Origin of the sequence: Azospirillum brasilense (assembly GCF_005222205.1) — a bacterium.
In the GTDB taxonomy this organism is placed as follows: domain Bacteria; phylum Pseudomonadota; class Alphaproteobacteria; order Azospirillales; family Azospirillaceae; genus Azospirillum; species Azospirillum brasilense_G.
In genome coordinates, this window is record NZ_CP032345.1 from 1,061,771 (window position 1) to 1,078,708 (window position 16,938).

At 69.4% G+C, this 16,938-nt stretch carries 15 protein-coding genes; 11 read left to right on the plus strand and 4 right to left on the minus strand.

All coding sequences use genetic code 11. The features are described from left to right. Positions 1–73: 73 nt before the first annotated feature. The gene (locus D3869_RS05205; RefSeq protein WP_137139205.1) at positions 74–1,765 is read right to left on the minus strand and encodes a glycosyltransferase family 39 protein; all 1,692 of its coding nucleotides are present in this window, start codon (positions 1,763–1,765) and stop codon (positions 74–76) included. Continuing rightward, a complete protein-coding gene (locus D3869_RS05210) occupies positions 1,762–2,901 on the minus strand; it encodes a glycosyltransferase family 2 protein (RefSeq protein WP_137139206.1) in 1,140 nt (379 codons plus the stop codon). Before D3869_RS05210 ends, D3869_RS05205 begins: the two co-directional genes overlap by 4 nt. Before the next feature lie 402 nt (positions 2,902–3,303). On the opposite strand from D3869_RS05210, the gene D3869_RS05215 reads away from it, so the two are divergent. The 5 genes from D3869_RS05215 (at position 3,304) to D3869_RS05235 (ending at position 8,803) form a co-directional block, all read left to right on the plus strand. Then, positions 3,304–5,313 carry a methyl-accepting chemotaxis protein gene (locus tag D3869_RS05215; protein ID WP_137139207.1) on the plus strand — a complete coding sequence of 670 codons (2,010 nt, stop codon included), beginning with the start codon at positions 3,304–3,306 and terminating at the stop codon, positions 5,311–5,313. Between the two features lie 118 nt (positions 5,314–5,431). Beyond that, positions 5,432–6,082 carry an elongation factor P hydroxylase gene (locus tag D3869_RS05220; RefSeq protein ID WP_137139208.1) on the plus strand — a complete coding sequence of 217 codons (651 nt, stop codon included), beginning with the start codon at positions 5,432–5,434 and terminating at the stop codon, positions 6,080–6,082. Positions 6,083–6,133: 51 nt separating this feature from the next. Beyond that, entirely contained in the window at positions 6,134–7,300 is a 1,167-nt protein-coding gene (locus D3869_RS05225; RefSeq protein ID WP_137139209.1) for an ABC transporter substrate-binding protein, read from the plus strand. 22 nt (positions 7,301–7,322) lie between these two features. Beyond that, positions 7,323–8,237: a branched-chain amino acid ABC transporter permease gene (locus D3869_RS05230; protein ID WP_137139210.1), complete on the plus strand. Its 915-nt coding sequence runs from the start codon at positions 7,323–7,325 to the stop codon at positions 8,235–8,237. Between the two features lie 20 nt (positions 8,238–8,257). Beyond that, the gene (locus D3869_RS05235) at positions 8,258–8,803 is read left to right on the plus strand and encodes a 6-pyruvoyl trahydropterin synthase family protein (RefSeq protein WP_137139211.1); all 546 of its coding nucleotides are present in this window, start codon (positions 8,258–8,260) and stop codon (positions 8,801–8,803) included. Between the two features lie 47 nt (positions 8,804–8,850). Here D3869_RS05235 and D3869_RS05240 read toward each other — a convergent pair whose 3' ends face one another. Then, positions 8,851–9,546 (minus strand): 7-carboxy-7-deazaguanine synthase QueE, encoded by a 696-nt coding sequence (locus D3869_RS05240; protein ID WP_137139212.1) that lies wholly within the window; start codon positions 9,544–9,546, stop codon positions 8,851–8,853. Beyond that, on the minus strand, positions 9,546–10,244 hold the full coding sequence (queC, locus tag D3869_RS05245; RefSeq protein WP_137139213.1) for a 7-cyano-7-deazaguanine synthase QueC: 699 nt from the start codon (positions 10,242–10,244) through the stop codon (positions 9,546–9,548). Before queC ends, D3869_RS05240 begins: the two co-directional genes overlap by 1 nt. 221 nt (positions 10,245–10,465) lie before the next feature. Here queC and D3869_RS05250 point away from each other — a divergent pair, with 221 nt between their 5' ends. The 6 genes from D3869_RS05250 (at position 10,466) to D3869_RS05275 (ending at position 16,859) form a co-directional block, all read left to right on the plus strand. Beyond that, entirely contained in the window at positions 10,466–11,842 is a 1,377-nt protein-coding gene (locus D3869_RS05250) for a hypothetical protein (protein WP_247895729.1), read from the plus strand. A 194-nt stretch (positions 11,843–12,036) separates the two neighbouring features. Further along, positions 12,037–13,416, plus strand: coding sequence for a diguanylate cyclase (locus D3869_RS05255; RefSeq protein ID WP_137139215.1), 1,380 nt, complete (start codon positions 12,037–12,039; stop codon positions 13,414–13,416). 120 nt (positions 13,417–13,536) lie between these two features. After that, a complete protein-coding gene (locus D3869_RS05260; RefSeq protein WP_137139216.1) occupies positions 13,537–14,556 on the plus strand; it encodes a branched-chain amino acid ABC transporter permease in 1,020 nt (339 codons plus the stop codon). Next, positions 14,553–15,326 carry an ABC transporter ATP-binding protein gene (locus D3869_RS05265; RefSeq protein ID WP_247895730.1) on the plus strand — a complete coding sequence of 258 codons (774 nt, stop codon included), beginning with the start codon at positions 14,553–14,555 and terminating at the stop codon, positions 15,324–15,326. Before D3869_RS05260 ends, D3869_RS05265 begins: the two co-directional genes overlap by 4 nt. Next, complete coding sequence (locus D3869_RS05270) at positions 15,326–16,027, plus strand: ABC transporter ATP-binding protein (RefSeq protein ID WP_137139217.1); 702 nt, start codon at positions 15,326–15,328, stop codon at positions 16,025–16,027. Before D3869_RS05265 ends, D3869_RS05270 begins: the two co-directional genes overlap by 1 nt. Next, positions 16,017–16,859, plus strand: a complete 843-nt coding sequence (locus tag D3869_RS05275) for an alpha/beta hydrolase (protein WP_137139218.1) — start codon at positions 16,017–16,019, stop codon at positions 16,857–16,859. Before D3869_RS05270 ends, D3869_RS05275 begins: the two co-directional genes overlap by 11 nt. The last annotated feature ends 79 nt before the right edge of the window (positions 16,860–16,938 follow it).

Consider the following 16,938-nt stretch of genomic DNA (forward strand, 5'->3'; position numbering starts at 1 on the left):
GGGTACGCCCGCGGACGGACATCACGCCAACGGAGCAGGCCGCGCCGGGCGGGTTAGACCGGTGAGAGGCAGTCTACTCGGTCGGTATCTCCGCCAACGGCGGGCGGCGGTCCTTCACGATGGTCAGCGGCACGTCGTCGGCGGCGATCTCGATGATCGGCTGGCCACCGAGCAGGCTGGGGCACTGCTTGACCTGGGTGAAGGCCATGAAGAAGTCGGCCTTGCGCCAGTCCAGCCCGCTGCCGTTGACCAGCTTCAGCCAGGGCGGCAGCTCGAAGCGGACGGCCAGCGTGTTGCCGCAGACCGACAGGGTGTACTGGCGCGGCGGCGCCTTGCCACCGTTCTCGCGCTCCACCAGCGCGACCAGCTCGGCCAGAGCCTCGTGCTGGGAGTTGCCCCAGTAATCCAGTTCGAACCGGCCCTCGGCGCCCTTCAGCCCACCGGTGAACTGGTTGTAGTAGACGTACTGGTTCGGGTGCATGGCGCCGAGCTGCCACGCGTACAGCACGGCCACCGCGATGGCCGCCGCCCCGTACGCCTGCCCCGTACGCCTGCCCACCGCCTCGGCCCCGCTCCACAGCCGGTCGAAGGCGATGCCGGCCAGCACCGCCATGGGCGGCGCCACGAACAGGAAATGGCGGATGCCGTTGTAGACGGACGGGCGCATCAGCATGAACAGGATCACCGGCAGGAAGGCCGCCAGCGCCAGCGGCACCCAGCGCACCGCGCCGAAGGCGCCGTCCACGCTCCGCCAGCCGCCGCGCACCACCCACAGGGCGGCCAGCACCACCGCGGCCAGGGTGCCCAGCAGCACCGCCTCCGGCAGCTTCACGCCCAGATAGACCGGCAGATAGAGCGCCGGCGGGGCGGCGGAGCTGACCATCTGCCCCATGAACAGCGTCTGGATGTCGATGGGGAAGTGCGAGACGACGCGCAGCGCCTCCAGCGGGTTCAACGGCTTCTGCACCGCCCAGGGCCAGAACAGCGCCATCACCGCGTAGGCCAGCGGGATGGCCGGCAGCAGGGGCGGCACGGAGCGCCGGACGACGCCCAGCGCCGGCCGCAGCCCGCCCTGCCACGCCACCAGCACGACATAGAGCGCCAGCGCCACCGCGAGGTAGAAGCCGGCCAGCACCCCGCCCACCCGGATCGACAGGGTCAGGCCGAGCGCCAGCCCGAATTTCAGCACGGCGCTGCGGCGCGGGGCCGGCATCTGGCCGATGATGCGGGTGGCGAAGTAAAGCGTCCACACCATGCCCGCGGCGAAGGGCACGTCCTTGGTGTTGTTGAACATGGCGCCGTAATAGACGCCGGACAGCGCCAGCAGCGCCGCCGCCAGGAAGCCCGCCCGCGGCCCGGCCAGCAGCCGCGCATAGCGCCAGCAGCCGGCGATACCCAGCACCCCGACCAGCGCGCAGAGCAGGTGGCGCGTCTCGTACTCCTCGAACGGCGAGATCGGAACCACCAGCGCGGTCACCAGATCGAACAGCCCGCCATACAGATACAGGTCCTTGAAATGGAAGGCCGACCGGTCGGTGAAGCCGGACAGGTAGAAGGACAGCAGCTTCTTGCCGTAGATGTGCTGCACCTCCTCGTCGGTGCTGATCCCGTAGTTCCGGAAGGTCAGCGCGGCGAGGATGATCAGGCACAGCAGAAGCGCGCGCGCCATGTCGTCCCACAGGGCGCCGGCGCGGCGTTGCGTCAGGGCGCCCGCCGGGGACGACGCCCCGAGGGGATTCAGGCCGAGCGGCGGCATCAGGCTCATGAAGGGCGGTCCTCGCTTCCGGGCCGGCGCCAAGCGCCTGCATTGGCCCCCGGATTGGCCGCCAAATTGGATGCCGGAGCGGCGGTCTCGTCCTCGAAGCCGTGCGCGGAACGGACGATGTAGAGGGGACGCCCCTTCACCTCGTTGAACACGCGGCCGAGATAGTCGCCGATGACCCCCAGCGTGACGAGCTGGATGCCGCCCATGAACAGCACCGCGGCCAGCAGCGATTCATAGCCGGGCACGTCGATGCCGTAGATCAGGGTGCGCAGCAGGCGCAGCAGGATGTAGACGAAGGCGAAGCCGGAGATCGCCATGCCCACCAGGCTCCACACCCGCAGCGGGAAGGTGGAGAAGGCGGTCAGCCCGTCGAAGGACAGGCTGAGCAGCTTCAGGAAGCCCCATTTGGTGTCGCCGCCGGCGCGCTCCCCCTGCTGGTAGGGGATGCTGGCCTGACGGAAACCGACCCAGGCGAAGATGCCCTTCATGAAGCGCGTGCGTTCCGGCATGCGGTTGATGACGTCGACCACCCGCCGGTCCATCAGCCGGAAATCGCCGACCTCGCGCGGCAGCTTGACCTCCGACAGGTTGTCGAAGATCCAGTAGAAGGCGCGGGCGAACATCCGGTGCTTCAGGCTCTGCCCCACCCGCGCGTGGCGCACGGCGACGACCACGTCGTAGCCCTCGCGCCATTTGGCGAGGAATTGCGGCAGCAGCTCCGGCGGGTGCTGCAGGTCGGCGTCCATCGGCACCACGGCGTCGCCGGTGGTGTGGCGCAGCCCGGCCGACAGGGCCAGCTCCTTGCCGAAGTTGCGCGACAGGTCGACCACCTTGACCCGCGGGTCGGCGTCATGGACGTCCAGCAGGCGGTCGAGCGTGTCGTCGCGGCTGCCGTCGTTGACGCAGACCACCTCCCACTCGGCGTCGAGCCGGTCGAGCACCGGCACCAGCCGCTCGAACAGCGCCGCGATGTTGAGGCCTTCGTTGTAGAAGGGGATCACCACCGACAGACGCCCCCGCTTCGTGCGGGCGGAGCGCGACGGCTTCGGGGCGGAAGCGGCGTCGCTCGGCTTGGGGACGGTGGTGGGTGGGGCGTTGGCGGATGCCGCCAGAGTGGGCGCGTCGGTCAGGGACATGGCCGGCCGTTGGGTAAGATCATCACGAGCCGGGTCGGGGGGGTCCATGCAGGCGTCCCCGGCGGAGCGCTTCGCCCTTTGGCATATAGCACGATACATGTGGATGAGCAAAACGCCTCTATTGTGACCATCCACGGCCTAAGCCGTGACCAGCACACCGCTGGAACCGGCGCCGGAACGGTCCGTCGCTGGTGGGCTAACGCCGCGGTCCCGACAAATATTCCAAGGCCCCGCGAATCCGCCAGAACCCGGAAGGATAAGGACATCCCCAAGCGTGCGCGGAGGGGCCCCATGCCCGTTTTCGGGGACCGGAAACCAGTTGGCACACTTAATGAATTGGTAAGCGTGCACTGCCATGTTTTGTACCTAAACCATTCAGCCTCATCCGGAGTTTTCCCGACCATGAGCCTGTTCAACCATCTTCGGGTCGGCACCAAGATCACCGCGGCGAACGCCGGGGTTCTCCTCTTCCTGGTCGCCATCGGCGGCCTTGGGGTCTATGCCCTGATGGACGCCAAGCACGGCTTCGCGACCTATCAGACGCTGGCCCGCCAGACCACCGAGGTCGGGCGCATCCAGGCGACGATGCTGGAGGTCCAGCTCCACGCCAAGACCTTCCTGCTGACCGGCAGCGAGGAGGCCGCCCACACGGTGGACTCGCTGGCGGCCGACCTCGACGGGCGGATCGACGAGGCCAAGACCCTGTTCACCGAGCCGACGCTGAACCGCACGGTGACGCAGATGGACAACGAGCTGGGCCAGTACCGCGAGGCCTTCACCCGCATCATGGAATTCCAGGCGACCCGCAACGAGGCGGCGGCGGAGCTTGTGGATCTCGGGACCAAGATGGAGAAGGCGCTGAGCGGCGTCATGGACAGCGCCTACGGTGACGGCGACACCGAGGCCGCCTATCAGGCGGGCATGGCGTCCCGCCATTTCCTGTCCGCCCGGAACGCCGTCAACCGCTTCCTGACCGACGGCTCGGCGGAGAGCGCCGACAGCTTCCGCAAGGAGCTGCAGAGCGCCCGCGAGCGCGGCAACGCGATGCTCGCCAAGCTGACCGAGCTGGAGCGCCGCCGCGGCGCCTCCTCCTTCCTGGCCTACCAGCGCGTCTTCGCCACCCAGTTCGAGAAGGCGGTCGTCGCCACCACCAAGCGGGACGAGCTGGTCTCGCAGGTGCTGGAGACGCTCGGCCCGACCGTCAACGCGCGGGTCGAGCAGCTGCGCGAAGCCAGCGCCCGCCAGCAGGCGGCGCTCGGCACCACCGCCACGGAGAACATCGACCGCGCCCGGACGGTGACCACCGCCGCCGCCGTGGTCGCCGTCCTGCTGGGGCTGATCTCCGCCCTGCTGATCGGGCGCGGCCTGTCGCGGCCCATCGTCTCGATGACCGACACCATGACCCGTCTGGCCGGCGGCGACCGCCGGGTGGACGTGCCCGGCCTCGACCGCGGCGATGAGATCGGCGGCATGGCCAAGGCCGTCGAGGTCTTCAAGCACAGCCTGATCGAGGCCGACCGCATGGCCGCCGAGCAGGCCGCCGAGCATGCGACCCGCCGCGAACGGTCGGAGCGCATCGACTCCCTGACCCGCGAGTTCGACCGCATGGTGATGGAGGTGCTGGGCCGCGTCTCCTCCGCCGCCACCCAGCTCAACAGCACGGCCCAGGGCATGTCGGCCACCGCCGAGCAGACCACCCGGCAGGCCAGCGCCGTCGCCGCCGCCTCCACCCAGGCGACCGCCAACGTGGAGACCGTCGCCGCCGCCGCGGAGGAGCTGTCCAGCTCGATCCAGGAGATCAGCCGGCAGGTCGCCCAGAGCAACAGCATCGCCGGGCAGGCGGTCAGCACCGCCGAGCGGACCGACACCACCGTGCGTGGGCTGGTCGACGCCGCCCAGCGCATCGGCGAGGTGGTGCAGCTCATCAACGACATTGCCAGCCAGACCAACCTGCTGGCGCTCAACGCGACCATCGAGGCGGCCCGCGCCGGTGAGGCCGGCAAGGGCTTCGCCGTGGTGGCAAGCGAGGTCAAGAGTCTCGCCAACCAGACCGCCAAGGCGACCGAGGACATCTCCGGCCAGATCGCCGGCATCCAGCAGGTCAGCCGCGAGGCCGCCGGGGCCATCGCCGAGATCGGCCGCGTGATCGGCGAGATCAGCCACATCTCCACCACCATCGCCGCGGCGGTCGAGGAGCAGGGCGCGGCCACCCAGGAGATCAGCCGCAACGTCCAGCAGGCCGCCCGCGGCACGCAGGAGGTATCCGGCAACATCGCCGGGGTGACCCAGGCGGCGGAAGCCACCGGCGACGCCTCCCGCCAGGTGCTCGACGCCGCCGACGGGCTGACCGGCGAGGCGGAGGGTCTGCGCGGTTTCGTCTCCCGCTTCCTGACCGACATGCGGGCCGCCTGACGGTTTCGTCTTCACCCCTCCTCCATCCGATTGCGATGGAGGAGGGGTTTTTCTTGCGCCGCCCCGGCCCTGTTGGGCAAATAGGGGTCATTGCGCACCCCGGACCGCTTTTCCCATCATGATCCTGACCCCGATCCCGGCCGAGACGATGCCGGAGGCCCTGGCGACCTTCGAGCGCCTGCTGGCCGGCAAGCCCCTGCCCCTCGCCGCCTTCCGGCGCATCGCCGCAACGTGGCCGGTGCCCGGCGGCGTCGACACCCCGGAGCAGCGCGCCGAGGCGGTGCGGCTGGCCCACGCCCACGGCATCGGCACGCTGGACGAGCCGCCCAACACCTCCTTCATGTGGGACGGCGAAGTCATCCGCACCGACGTGGAATCAACGGTCATCGTGCATGAGGTCGCCCACTGGCTGGTCGCCGCGCCCGAGCGCCGTCCGCTCTACGACTTCGGCCTGGGGCCGGGGCCGGAGACGACGCTGCGCAAGGAAGCGCGCGGCCAGCAGAAGCTGACCTTCGAGGAATGCATGCACGAGGAGCAGCAGACCTCCCTGCTGGGCGTGCTGTGGGAGGCCGAGCTGGGCCAGCCGGCGATCCTCGCCTTCCTGGAGCAGAACTGGATGGAGCGTTGGGAGCGGGAGAGCACCGCCGCCTTCTTCATCCGCCATGTCGAGGAACTCTTCACCCGCGGCCTGATCGACGCCGAGGGCCGCCCGTCCACGGCGCGCGCCTGGGCGGACAAGCGGGCGGACGAACGGATGCGGGCCGCCTGACATTCGCACTGCCCATAAATCAATCATAATTCCCCTGGAGGCTGGACCGTCATGACCCGCAACCTGCTTACGCTGGCCTCCGCGCTGGCCCTGCTCGCCACCCCGGCGGCGGCGGACACGCTGAAGATCGGCATGATCACCACCCTGTCCGGCCCCGGCGCGGGCCTGGGCATCGACATCCGCGACGGCTTCGCGCTGGCGGTGGAGCATGCGGGCGGCAAGCTGGGCGGGCAGGACACCCAGGTCATCGAGGCGGACGACCAGCAGAAGCCGGACGTCGCCGTCGGCCTCGCCAACCGCATGGTCGAGCGCGACCGCGTGCAGGTGGTGACCGGCGTGGTCTGGTCGAACCTCGCGCTGGCGATGCTGCCGACGCTGGCCGGCGGGCAGACCTTCTTCATCAGCCCGAACGCCGGCCCGTCGCAGCTGGCGGGCGCGCAGTGCAACCCGTACTTCTTCAACGCCGCCTACCAGAACGACCAGATCCACGAGGCCGTGGGCAAGCATGTCCAGGACGAGGGCTTCAAGAAGGTCTATCTGATGGCCCCCAACTACCCGGCGGGCAAGGACGGTCTGGCCGGCTTCAAGCGCTACTACAAGGGCGCGGTCGCGGGCGAGGTCTACACCCAGGTCGGACAGCTCGACTACGCGGCGGAGCTGGCGCAGCTCAAGGCCGCGGCGCCGGACGCCGTCTACGTCTTCTACCCCGGCGGCATGGGCATCAACTTCATCAAGCAGTACGAGCAGGCCGGGCTGAAGGGCGCCGTGCCGCTGTTCGGCCCCGGCTTCTCCTTCGACCAGGACATCCTGGCGGCGGTCGGCGAGTCCGCGCTCGGCGTGAAGAACTCGGCGCAGTGGAGCCCCGACCTCGACAACGCCGCCAACAAGACGTTCGTCGCCGACTTCAAGGCCAAGTACGGGCGCATCCCGTCCATGTACGCCGCCCAGGGCTACGACACGGCGCTGCTGATCGACACCGCGGTGAAGGCGGTCGGCGGCAACCTCAAGGACAAGGACAAGCTGCGCGCCGCGCTGGCCTCGGCGAAGATGGACAGCCTGCGCGGCGCGGTGACCTTCAACACCAACCACTACCCGATCCACAACATCTACCTGCGTGAAGTGGTGAAGGGCGCGGACGGTGCGGTGACCAACAAGACCGTCGCCACGGTCTTCGCCAACCACGCCGACGCCTACGTCAAAGACTGCCCGATGAAGTGAGGCGCAGGCAGGACGCCGGAGAATGGACGCGCTCCTCCTCGTCGAACAGGGGCTGAACGGGCTTCAGCTCGGGGTGATGCTGTTCCTGATGGCCGCCGGGCTGACGCTCGTCTTCGGCATCATGGACCTCATCAACCTCGCCCACGGCACCTTCTACATGGTCGGCGCCTACCTGACGGCGGCGCTGGTGCCAGTGCTGGACAGCTTCCCGCTGGCGCTGGCGGCGGCCGTGCTGCTGACGGCGCTGCTCGGGTTGGTGGTGGAGGCGGTGGCGCTGCGCACGCTCTACCGCCGCGACCACCTGGATCAGGTGCTGGCGACCTTCGGGCTGATCCTGTTCTTCAACGAGCTGGTGAAGATCGTCTTCGGCCCGGTCCCCATCTTCCTGAACCCGCCGGCGGCGCTGGCCGGGACGGTGGACCTGTTCGGGCTGAAATACCCGGCCTTCCGGCTGGCGATCCTCGTCGTGGGCATCGCCGTGGCGGTGTTCCTCTGGCTGCTGATCGCCCGCACGCGGATCGGCATGCTGATCCGTGCCGGCGCCACCAACCGCGAGATGGTGATGGCGCTGGGGGTGGATGTCCGGCTGCTGTTCGGGCTGGTCTTCGCGCTGGGCTGCGGGCTCGCCGGGCTGGCCGGCGCCATGGCCGGGCCGGTGCTGGCCGTGCAGGTCGGGATGGGCGAGCAGATCCTGATCCTGACCTTCGTGGTCATCGTGATCGGCGGCATCGGCTCGATCCGCGGGGCGCTGGCCGGCGCCCTGCTGGTCGGCATGGTGGACACGCTGGGCCGCGCCCTGCTGCCCGCCGCCTTCCGTCTGGTGATGGACGCCGCCAACGCCAGCGCCGCCGGGGCCGCGCTCGCCTCCATGGCGATCTACGTGCTGATGGCGGTGGTTCTGGCGATCAGGCCCAAGGGCCTGTTCCCAGCGCATTGAGGAACGGCTAGGTTCACTTTATGACCACGAACGAGTTCACGCTGCTCTTCCGGCGGCGCTTCAGCATGGCCCATCGCCTGATCGCCGGCGATTCCGTCAAATGCGCCGTGCCGCACGGCCACAACGAGACCGTTTCGGTGAAGCTGGAGGCCGTGGGCCCCGCACCGCTCGACGGGGCGGCGAACATGGTGGAGTCCTTCGCGCGGGCCAAGGCGACCTGGCACCGCTGGATCGACGGGCATGTCGACCACGCGCTCCAGCTCTCCCACCGCGACCCGCTGATCGGCTATTTCCGGGAGCACGAGCCGGAAAAGCTGCCCATGCTGCTGATCACCCCCGGCGATCCGACGACCGAGGCGCTGGCCGCCTGCATGATGGCCAAGGCCAACGCGCTGTTCGCCGCGGAGACCTCGCCCTTGCGCTGCGTCGAGGTGGAGATCGAGGAGACGCCGACCAACACGGTGATCTTCCGCGGCGTGCCGGAGCATCACCTGGACGCCGGCTACCTCGGCCTGCCGGGCGCGCCGTGGTGGCTGCGCGGGGACATGAGCATCAACGACCTGTAGCGGGCACCGTCTTCAGGCTTCAGGCTTCAGGCTTCAGGCTTCAGGCTTCAGGCGATCCCCAGCAGCTTGTGAAGCTGGACGCTCATCCGGTAGCCGTGGGCCAGCGCCACGGCGGTGCAGGCCTGCCGGTTGGCGACGTTCCGCTCCGCATCGCCGTCGTCGCGCGGCATCACCGTGACGGCGGCGCCGGGCGGCGGGCGGAACAGCCGGGCGCCCTGCCCCGGCAACTGGGTGGACAGGGTGGGCAGCCCGTCGCCGGGATCGCTCTCCCCCGCCGCCAGCACGTATTTGTAGACCGACACCCGCGGCACGAGGTCCGGGTGCAGGCCGGGCGTCTTCGGGCTGCACACGATGGTCAAGCGCGGGTCGTCCGGCATGCCGTCCAGCCACAGCGTGCCGTTCGTCTCGATCTGCACGCGCAGGCCCCGCTCCAGCAGGGTGCGGATCAGCGGGACGACGTTCTGGCGCAGCGGCTCCCCGCCGGTCAGCACGATCAGGTCGCAGACCGCGGGGCGCAGCTCCCCGATGCGGGCCAGCAGCTCGTCCAGGGAGGGACGCCAGGGCGAGCTTTCGAAGTCGGTGTCGCACCAGTGGCAGCGCAGGTTGCAGCCGCCGGTCCGCACGAAGACGCTGGGCTCCCCGACGAAGGGGCCTTCGCCCTGAAGGGTGTAGAAGACCTCCTGTATCCACAGGCTTTGGCCGTCGCCCCCCTCCTGCGGGCGGACCGGGTTGGCGCCGCGCATCAGACCCCGCCCCCGTAGGCCACCGGATCGGACAGCCCGGCCTCCCGGAAGCCCTTCAGCCGCAGCAAGCAGCTGTCGCAGGAGCCGCAGGCGGCGCCGTCCGGCGCCGGGTCGTAGCAGGAGTGGGTCAGGCCGTAATCCACCCCCAGCTCCAGCCCGCGGCGGATGATGCCCGCCTTGTCGAGCGTCATCAGCGGGGCGTGGATCTTGAACCGGCTGGTGCCCTCCACCCCCGCCTTGGTGGCGAGGTTCGCCATGGTCTCGAAGGCGGCGATGTATTCGGGCCGGCAGTCCGGATAGCCGGAATAGTCCAGCGCGTTCACGCCGATGAAGATGTCCGACGCCTCCAGCGTCTCGGCCCAGGCCAGGGCGAAGGACAGGAACACCGTGTTGCGCGCCGGGACGTAGGTCACCGGGATGCCCGTCCCCAGATCCGCCGCGCTGGCGTGCTTGGGCACGGCGATGGCGTCGGTCAGGGCGGAGCCGCCGAAGGCCCGCAGGTCGATGTCGGCGATGACGTGGCGGTCCACCGCCATGGCCGCGGCGACGCGCTTGGCCGCCTCCAGCTCCACCGCATGGCGCTGCCCGTAGCGGAAGCTGAGCGCGTTCAGCCGATAGCCCTGCTCCCGGGCGATGGCCAGCACCGTCGTGGAGTCCAGCCCGCCGCTGACCAGCACCACAGCATTCTTCGCGTTCATGTCACTGCCCTTTCCCATGATACAGGCCGGCCCGGCATAATCCGGTCCTCGCCGTTGGTCAACGGCGGCGGCCAAGCGGCGGCGATCCCCCGCCCGATGGAAAAAACCCAAGGCTGTTAACGCTTCGGAAATTCCCCTTGCAGCACCCTTGTTAGCGAGACGAACATCCAAAAGGCAGGCACAGAACCGGCACCGCGACCTCCGCCGGTTGCGAGGGAGACATGGCCGTGAACGCAGTCCAACCGCCGCCCAGCGCCAAGGACGACCACGCGGACCGGACCGGCATCGCCCCCCCTTGTCACTGCGACGGCGCCGCCAAGGCGGCGGATTGCCAAGCCTCCTGCCATCTGAACGACGCGGCCTTCCGCGAACGGGCCAGGGATATCCTCTCCAGCGGCCGGCTCATCACCGCCGGAGCGGTGCATCTGATCGGGCTGGAGGACATCCGGGACCATCTCGGCGATCGCTGGGAGCGGGTGAAGGAGCGGGTCCACACCTACACCGACCGCCTGCTCGAAAAAACGCTGTCCTCCCATGACGTGTGGTTCCGGCACGGCGATTCCCAATTCATCATCGTGTTCGCCCACGCGGACCTGCAGGCGGCGCAGCTCATCTGCGGGCGGATCGTCGAATCCCTGCATCAGGCGCTGCTGGGGCACAGCGACACCAGCCAGATCATCGTCAAGAGCGCGCTGGTGGAGATCGACGGCAGCATCGCAGTCGGCAGCGCGCGGCTGGACGAGCTGCTCGACGCCGCCAGCCAGTCGAAGGGGCCGGTTGGCCCGCCGCAGGCCGAGGAGCGCCGGCGCCCCTCGCTGTCCGCCTTCGCGCTGGGCAACGACGAGCCGCCGCCGCCGCCCAAGGTGCTTTTCCGCCCGGTCTACGACGTGCGCAACAAGGTGATCTCCACCTACACCTGCCGCCCGGACCTCCAGACCTGCCGGCACATCAACCAGATCATCTTGGCCGAATTCCTGCAGGAGGAGGCCATCTTCGATTACGACATGGAAGCCCTGTGCCACGCGGTCTTCACCTACAACGAGCTGTACAAGAACAATTTCCGCTACGCCCAGACCATCCCCGTGCATTTCGAGACCCTCGCCTCGGCACGGCGGCGGCGGGAGTATCTCCAGTCCTGCCGGATGATCCCCGCCTGCCTGATCCCCTTCCTGGCCTTCGAGCTGGATGGATTGCCGCAGGGCGTTCCCAGCGGCCGGCTGGCCGAGATGGTCACCCTGCTGCGCCCCTTCGGGCGCGCCACCATCGTCATCCTGCGGGAGGAGACCACCGACATCGGCACCTACGCCAGAGCCGGCGTCAAGGGTGTCGGGCTGTCCATGGATTTCCGGGACGGCGATCAGCGCTGCATCGACAAGATCAACGCCTTCTGCCCCGTCCCACGCAAACATGGTCTGTTCGCCTATCTGGACGGCATCCGCAACATCGAACAGTTTCAGGCGGCGATCGAAGCCGGGGCGGCCTATGTCAGCGGGCCCGTGGTCGGCAAGGATTCCGACGTTCCCGAACACATGCGGCGCTGCACCGAGAAGCAGATGCTGATGAGGGCCAGAGTCAAGGCACGCCGCGAGTCGGCATAGGCAAGTTCGGAAAGGCGCGCTTCTTTTCGCATAGACCATCTGCAAAGGCCGGCCCCACGCCTCCGTTAACGCATTAGCAAGTGCGAAAGGATCATTCTGTTTGTGCAGTCGATCCATTCAAGTTCGCACCCATTCCAGGCGGCTGCCCTGTCTTTGGGTTCGCGCTCCCCACAACCGGAAAGGGAAGCTCGACCATGGCCACACACCATCCCTCCGGTCCAGACGGCGCCCCACCGGAACACGACGACGGCCTTACCCCGTCCTTGGCTCCGTCCTCCACCCAATCGATCGACGAGTCCTTCAAGGAACGCGCCCGGCAGATCCTGGCGCACAGCCAGACGGTCACCGCCGGATCGGTCCACCTGATCGGCCTCGACGAGATCCGGAATGAGCTGGGCGACCGCTGGGGAAGCGTGAACGAGCGGGTGCACGTCTACACCGAGCGCATGCTCAAGAAGGTTTTGTCGCCGCGCGACGTGTGGTTCCGCTATGGCGAGAACCACTACATCATCGTCTTCGCCCAGGCCGACCGGAAATCGGCGCAGCTCACCTGCAGCAAGGTGATGGAAAGCCTGCACCAGGCGCTGCTGGGCCACGCCGACACGCGGCGCATCACCGTCAAGACCGCGGTGGTCGATGTCGGCGGCGGGGTCGCCCTGGACACCGCACGTCTGGCCGACCTGCTCAAGGACGCCGTCCACAAGCGGGAAGCGCCCGCGGCGCCGTCCCCGCCGGCCGACGGCGCCATTCCAGCGACCATACCAACGGCGGAGGCGCGGCACCCGCATTGGACCGAGATGCCAGCGGACACCATCACGCCGCAGAGCCGGCCCAAGGTGCTGTTCCGTCCAGTGTTCGACGTGAAGCACAAGGTGGTGTCGACCTACTGCTGCCGCACCGACGCCGACACCTCCCGCACTCTGAACCTGATGGACGCCTTCGACCCGGAGCGCGAGGAGGCCGTCTTCGACCTCGACATGGAGACGCTGAGCCTCGCGGTCAGCACCTACAACGAGCTGTACGCCAACAAATTCCGCTACGCCCAGACCATCCCCGTCCATTTCGGCACGCTCGCCTCCAGCCGGCGGCGGCGGGAATACATCCAGGCCTGCCGGATGATCCCGCGCGTGCTGATGCCGTTCCTGGCCTTCGAGCTGGACGGGCTGCCGGCCGGCGTCCCCTATGGCCGGCTGGCCGAGATCGTGGCGATGCTGCGGCCCTTCGCACGCGCCGCCATGGTCATCCTGCACGAGGACGCGGGCGACCTGTCGGTCTACGCCACCGCCGGCGTCAAGGGAGTCGGGCTGCGGCTGGACGGGCGGGAGGACGAGCCGCGCATCCTCGAGCGGGTGCAGACCTTCTGCCCCGGACCGCGCAAGTTCGGCATGTTCGCCTATGTGGACGGCGTCCGCAATCCGGTGGAGCTGGAGGCGGCGGAGGCCGCGGGCGCCGCCTATCTGAGCGGCCCCATCATCGGCGAGGATTCGGAGGTGCCGGAACACATGAAGCGCTGCACCGAGCGCCAGCTCCTCCAGCGGTCACGGCGGCGGCGCCACGACACGCCCTGGGGGTGACCCGGCGGACATGAGCGGGCCGGCGCGACCTTTTGTGTTCAAGGTCGCCCAACTGTGCGAAAAGACGGGCCTACCGATTGGCCCACCGATTGGTTGACCGCCCCTCTTTCCCGGCCCTCCATGCCCCCGACCGCGCCCCGAACCGCCCTGCTCACCCGCCCCCGCATCGCCCTGCTGATCCTGCTGGCCGTCGCGCTGGCGCTGCCCACCGTCGCCGACTGGATGGGGGAGCCCTTCTACGTGCGGCTGGCGACGCGCATCCTGGTCTTCGCCCTGGCGGCGGTGAGCCTCGACCTGATCCTGGGCTTCGGCGGGATGGTCAGCTTCGGCCACGCCGCCTTCGTCGGGATCGGCGGCTACGCCGTCGGCATCCTGTTCGCCCACCAGTCGGACGGATCGACGCTGTTCGGCTTTCCCGGCACGGTGAACGGGCTGATCGTCTGGCCGCTGGCCATGCTGGCCGGGGCGCTGGCGGCGCTGCCGGTGGGGGCGATCTCGCTGCGCACCACCGGCGTGCCCTTCATCATGATCACGCTGGCCTTCGCCCAGATGCTGTTCTACCTGATGACCGGGCTGAAGGCCTACGGCGGGGACGACGGCATCGCGCTGTGGAGCCGCTCCACCCTGCCCGGCCCGCTGAACATCGCCGACCACACCACCTTCTACTATGTGGTGCTGGGGCTGCTGGTGGCGGCGCTGGCGCTGGGCTGGCGGCTGGTCAATTCCCGCTTCGGGCGGGTGATCCGCGGCGCCAAGGACAACGAGCGGCGGATGGCCGCCCTCGGCTACCCGGTCACCCGCTACAAGCTCGTCGCCTTCGTCATCGCCGGGGCGCTGGCCGGGCTGGCCGGGGCGCTGCTCGCCAACGCCACCATGTTCGTCGGGCCGCAATATCTGCATTGGAGCCGCTCCGGCGACCTGATCGTGATGGTCGTTCTGGGCGGCATCGGCACGCTGATCGGCCCGGTGCTGGGCGCCGCCGCCCTCCTGCTGCTGGAGGAGTTCGTGCCGGAGCTGATGGACCTCGCCCACGCCGGGCTGGGCGAGCATTGGAAGATCGTGCTGGGGCCGGTGCTGATCCTTCTGGTGCTGTATGCCCGCAAGGGCCTGTGGGGCGTCGTCGAGGGGAGGCGCCCGTGAGCAGCCCGCTGCTGAGCCCCCCTCTGCTGAGTACCGACTCGCTGGTCAAGCGCTTCGGCGGTCTGGCCGCCACCGACGGCCTCTCGCTGTCCGTCGCGGAGGGGGAGCTGCACGCCCTGATCGGCCCGAACGGGGCGGGCAAGACCACCCTGATCGGCCAGCTGTCGGGCGAGCTGACGCCCGATTCCGGAACCATCCTGTTCGACGGGCGCGACGTCACCCGCCTGCCCGTGCACAAGCGGGCGCAGCGCGGGCTGGCGCGCAGCTTCCAGATCACCTCGATCTTCCCCAGCTTCACCGCGCTCGACAACGTGGCGCTGGCGGTGCAGGCCCACGCCGGGCACAGCTTCCGTTTCTGGCGCGACGCCGCGCGCGACCGCCGGCTGGCCGACCCCGCCCGCGCGGTGCTGGAGCGGGTGGGGCTGGGGGCGCGGGCCGACACCCGCGCCGACGCGCTGGCCCACGGCGAGAAGCGGCAGCTCGAACTGGCGATGGCCCTGGCGACCGGACCGCGGCTGCTGCTGCTCGACGAGCCGATGGCCGGCATGGGGCCGGAGGACTCCGCCCGCATGGTCGAGCTTCTGCGGGAGCTGAAGGGCGGCGTGACCATCCTGCTGGTGGAGCACGACATGGACGCCGTCTTCGCGCTGGCCGACCGCATCACCGTTCTGGTGCGCGGCAAAGACCTCGCCAGCGGCACCCCGGAACAGATCCGCAACGACCCGGCGGTGCGCGAGGCCTATCTCGGCGACGAGCTGGAGGTCGCCTGATGCTGCGCGTCGCCAACCTGACCGCCGCCTACGGCTCCAGTCAAGCGCTGTTCGGCATGGAGCTGTCCGTCAACGCCGGCGAGGCGGTGACCCTGATGGGCCGCAACGGCATGGGCAAGACCACGACCATCAAGGCCATCATGGGCCTCGTGGCGCCGACCGGCGGCTCGATCACGTTCGAGGGGGAGGAGATTGCCGGACGGCCGCCGCACCGCATCGCGCGGGCTGGCATCGCCCTGGTGCCGGAGGGGCGGCAGGTCTTCCCCACCCTGACCGTGCGCGAGAACCTGATCGCCACCGCCGCCAACCGCTTCGCGCGGCGCGATCCCTGGACGGTGGAGCGGGTCCACGCCCTGTTCCCCCGGCTGGCCGAGCGCGCCGGCAACCTCGCCCGCAACCTATCGGGCGGGGAGCAGCAGATGCTCGCCGTCGGGCGCGCCCTGATGACCAACCCCAAGCTGCTGATCCTCGACGAGGCGACGGAAGGGCTGGCCCCGCTGGTCCGCCAGGAGATCTGGGACTGCCTCGCCCGCCTGAAGGGCGAGGGGCAGGCGATCCTGGTGGTGGACAAGAACGTGCACGCCCTCGCCGCCCTGGCCGACCGCCATCACGTCATCGAGAAGGGGCGGCTGGTGTGGTCCGGCAGTTCCGCCGCCCTGCTCGCCGACCCCACCCTAAAGGAGCGCTATCTTGGCGTCTGAAGCCTTGTATGGCGGCATGACCGCCGCCGAGATCGACCGCCAGTACAATTTCCGCAAGCTGGTGCCGGAACACCCGGCCTATTTCGCCCGCTGGCAGGCGGAGAGCGAGGCGGTGCGCGCCCGGCTCGGCGGCCGCTACGACGTTCCCACCGGCCCGCACCCGCGCCAGCGCGCCGACGTCTTCCCGGCCGGAACGAACGCTCCGGTGCTGGTCTTCATCCATGGCGGCTACTGGCGCGCCCTGTCGAAGGACCTGCATTCCTTCATCGCCGCGCCCTATGTGGAACGCGGGGTGGCGGTGGTCCTGCTCGGCTACGGCCTGTGCCCGGACGTGACGATGGACGAGCTGTGCGGCCACGCCCAGGCCGGGCTGGACTGGGTGATCGCCAACGCGGCCGGCTTCGGCGGTGATCCGCGGCGGGTGGTGGTGTCCGGCCATTCGGCGGGCGGCCACCTGACGGCGAAGCTGGTCTCGGAGAACCGCGACCGCGTGGCCGGCGGCATCCCGATCAGCGGCCTCTACGACCTGGAGCCGATGCTCGGCTTCGAGGTGAACGAGCAGCTGCGGCTCGATCCCGACTCGGCGCGGCGGCTGAGCCCGATCCACGCCGTTCCCGCCCCCGCCCCGCTGCTGATGCCGGCGCTGGGCGGCCTTGAGACCGACGCGATGCACCGCCAGCAGGCCGACTACGCCCTGGCCTGGGCCGCGCAGGGCAACGCGGTGCGGGAGATCGTGGAGCCGGGCGCCGACCATTTCAGCGTGGTCGACCGCTTCGCCGAACCGGGCAGCCTGCTGTTCGAGGCGGCGCTGGCGATGCTCAAGGACGCTTGAGACACACCCGGGGCCGGAAACGAAAAAAGCCTTCCCGGTCGGGAAGGCTTCTTCGTTTGAGCGTTCGCTCGAATGAGAG

What these genes read in the sequence shown, in the direction of transcription:
- D3869_RS05230 (WP_137139210.1), top strand. Translation starts at nt 7,323, where the DNA reads ATGGACGCGCTCCTCCTCGTCGAACAGGGGCTGAACGGGCTTCAGCTC.
- D3869_RS05260 (WP_137139216.1), top strand. Translation starts at nt 13,537, where the DNA reads ATGCCCCCGACCGCGCCCCGAACCGCCCTGCTCACCCGCCCCCGCATC.
- D3869_RS05240 (WP_137139212.1), bottom strand. Translation starts at nt 9,546, where the DNA reads ATGCGCGGCGCCAACCCGGTCCGCCCGCAGGAGGGGGGCGACGGCCAA.
- D3869_RS05215 (WP_137139207.1), top strand. Translation starts at nt 3,304, where the DNA reads ATGAGCCTGTTCAACCATCTTCGGGTCGGCACCAAGATCACCGCGGCG.
- D3869_RS05270 (WP_137139217.1), top strand. Translation starts at nt 15,326, where the DNA reads ATGCTGCGCGTCGCCAACCTGACCGCCGCCTACGGCTCCAGTCAAGCG.
- D3869_RS05225 (WP_137139209.1), top strand. Translation starts at nt 6,134, where the DNA reads ATGACCCGCAACCTGCTTACGCTGGCCTCCGCGCTGGCCCTGCTCGCC.
- D3869_RS05235 (WP_137139211.1), top strand. Translation starts at nt 8,258, where the DNA reads ATGACCACGAACGAGTTCACGCTGCTCTTCCGGCGGCGCTTCAGCATG.
- D3869_RS05205 (WP_137139205.1), bottom strand. Translation starts at nt 1,765, where the DNA reads ATGAGCCTGATGCCGCCGCTCGGCCTGAATCCCCTCGGGGCGTCGTCC.
- D3869_RS05250 (WP_247895729.1), top strand. Translation starts at nt 10,466, where the DNA reads ATGGCCGTGAACGCAGTCCAACCGCCGCCCAGCGCCAAGGACGACCAC.
- D3869_RS05220 (WP_137139208.1), top strand. Translation starts at nt 5,432, where the DNA reads ATGATCCTGACCCCGATCCCGGCCGAGACGATGCCGGAGGCCCTGGCG.
- D3869_RS05210 (WP_137139206.1), bottom strand. Translation starts at nt 2,901, where the DNA reads ATGTCCCTGACCGACGCGCCCACTCTGGCGGCATCCGCCAACGCCCCA.
- D3869_RS05255 (WP_137139215.1), top strand. Translation starts at nt 12,037, where the DNA reads ATGGCCACACACCATCCCTCCGGTCCAGACGGCGCCCCACCGGAACAC.
- queC (WP_137139213.1), bottom strand. Translation starts at nt 10,244, where the DNA reads ATGAACGCGAAGAATGCTGTGGTGCTGGTCAGCGGCGGGCTGGACTCC.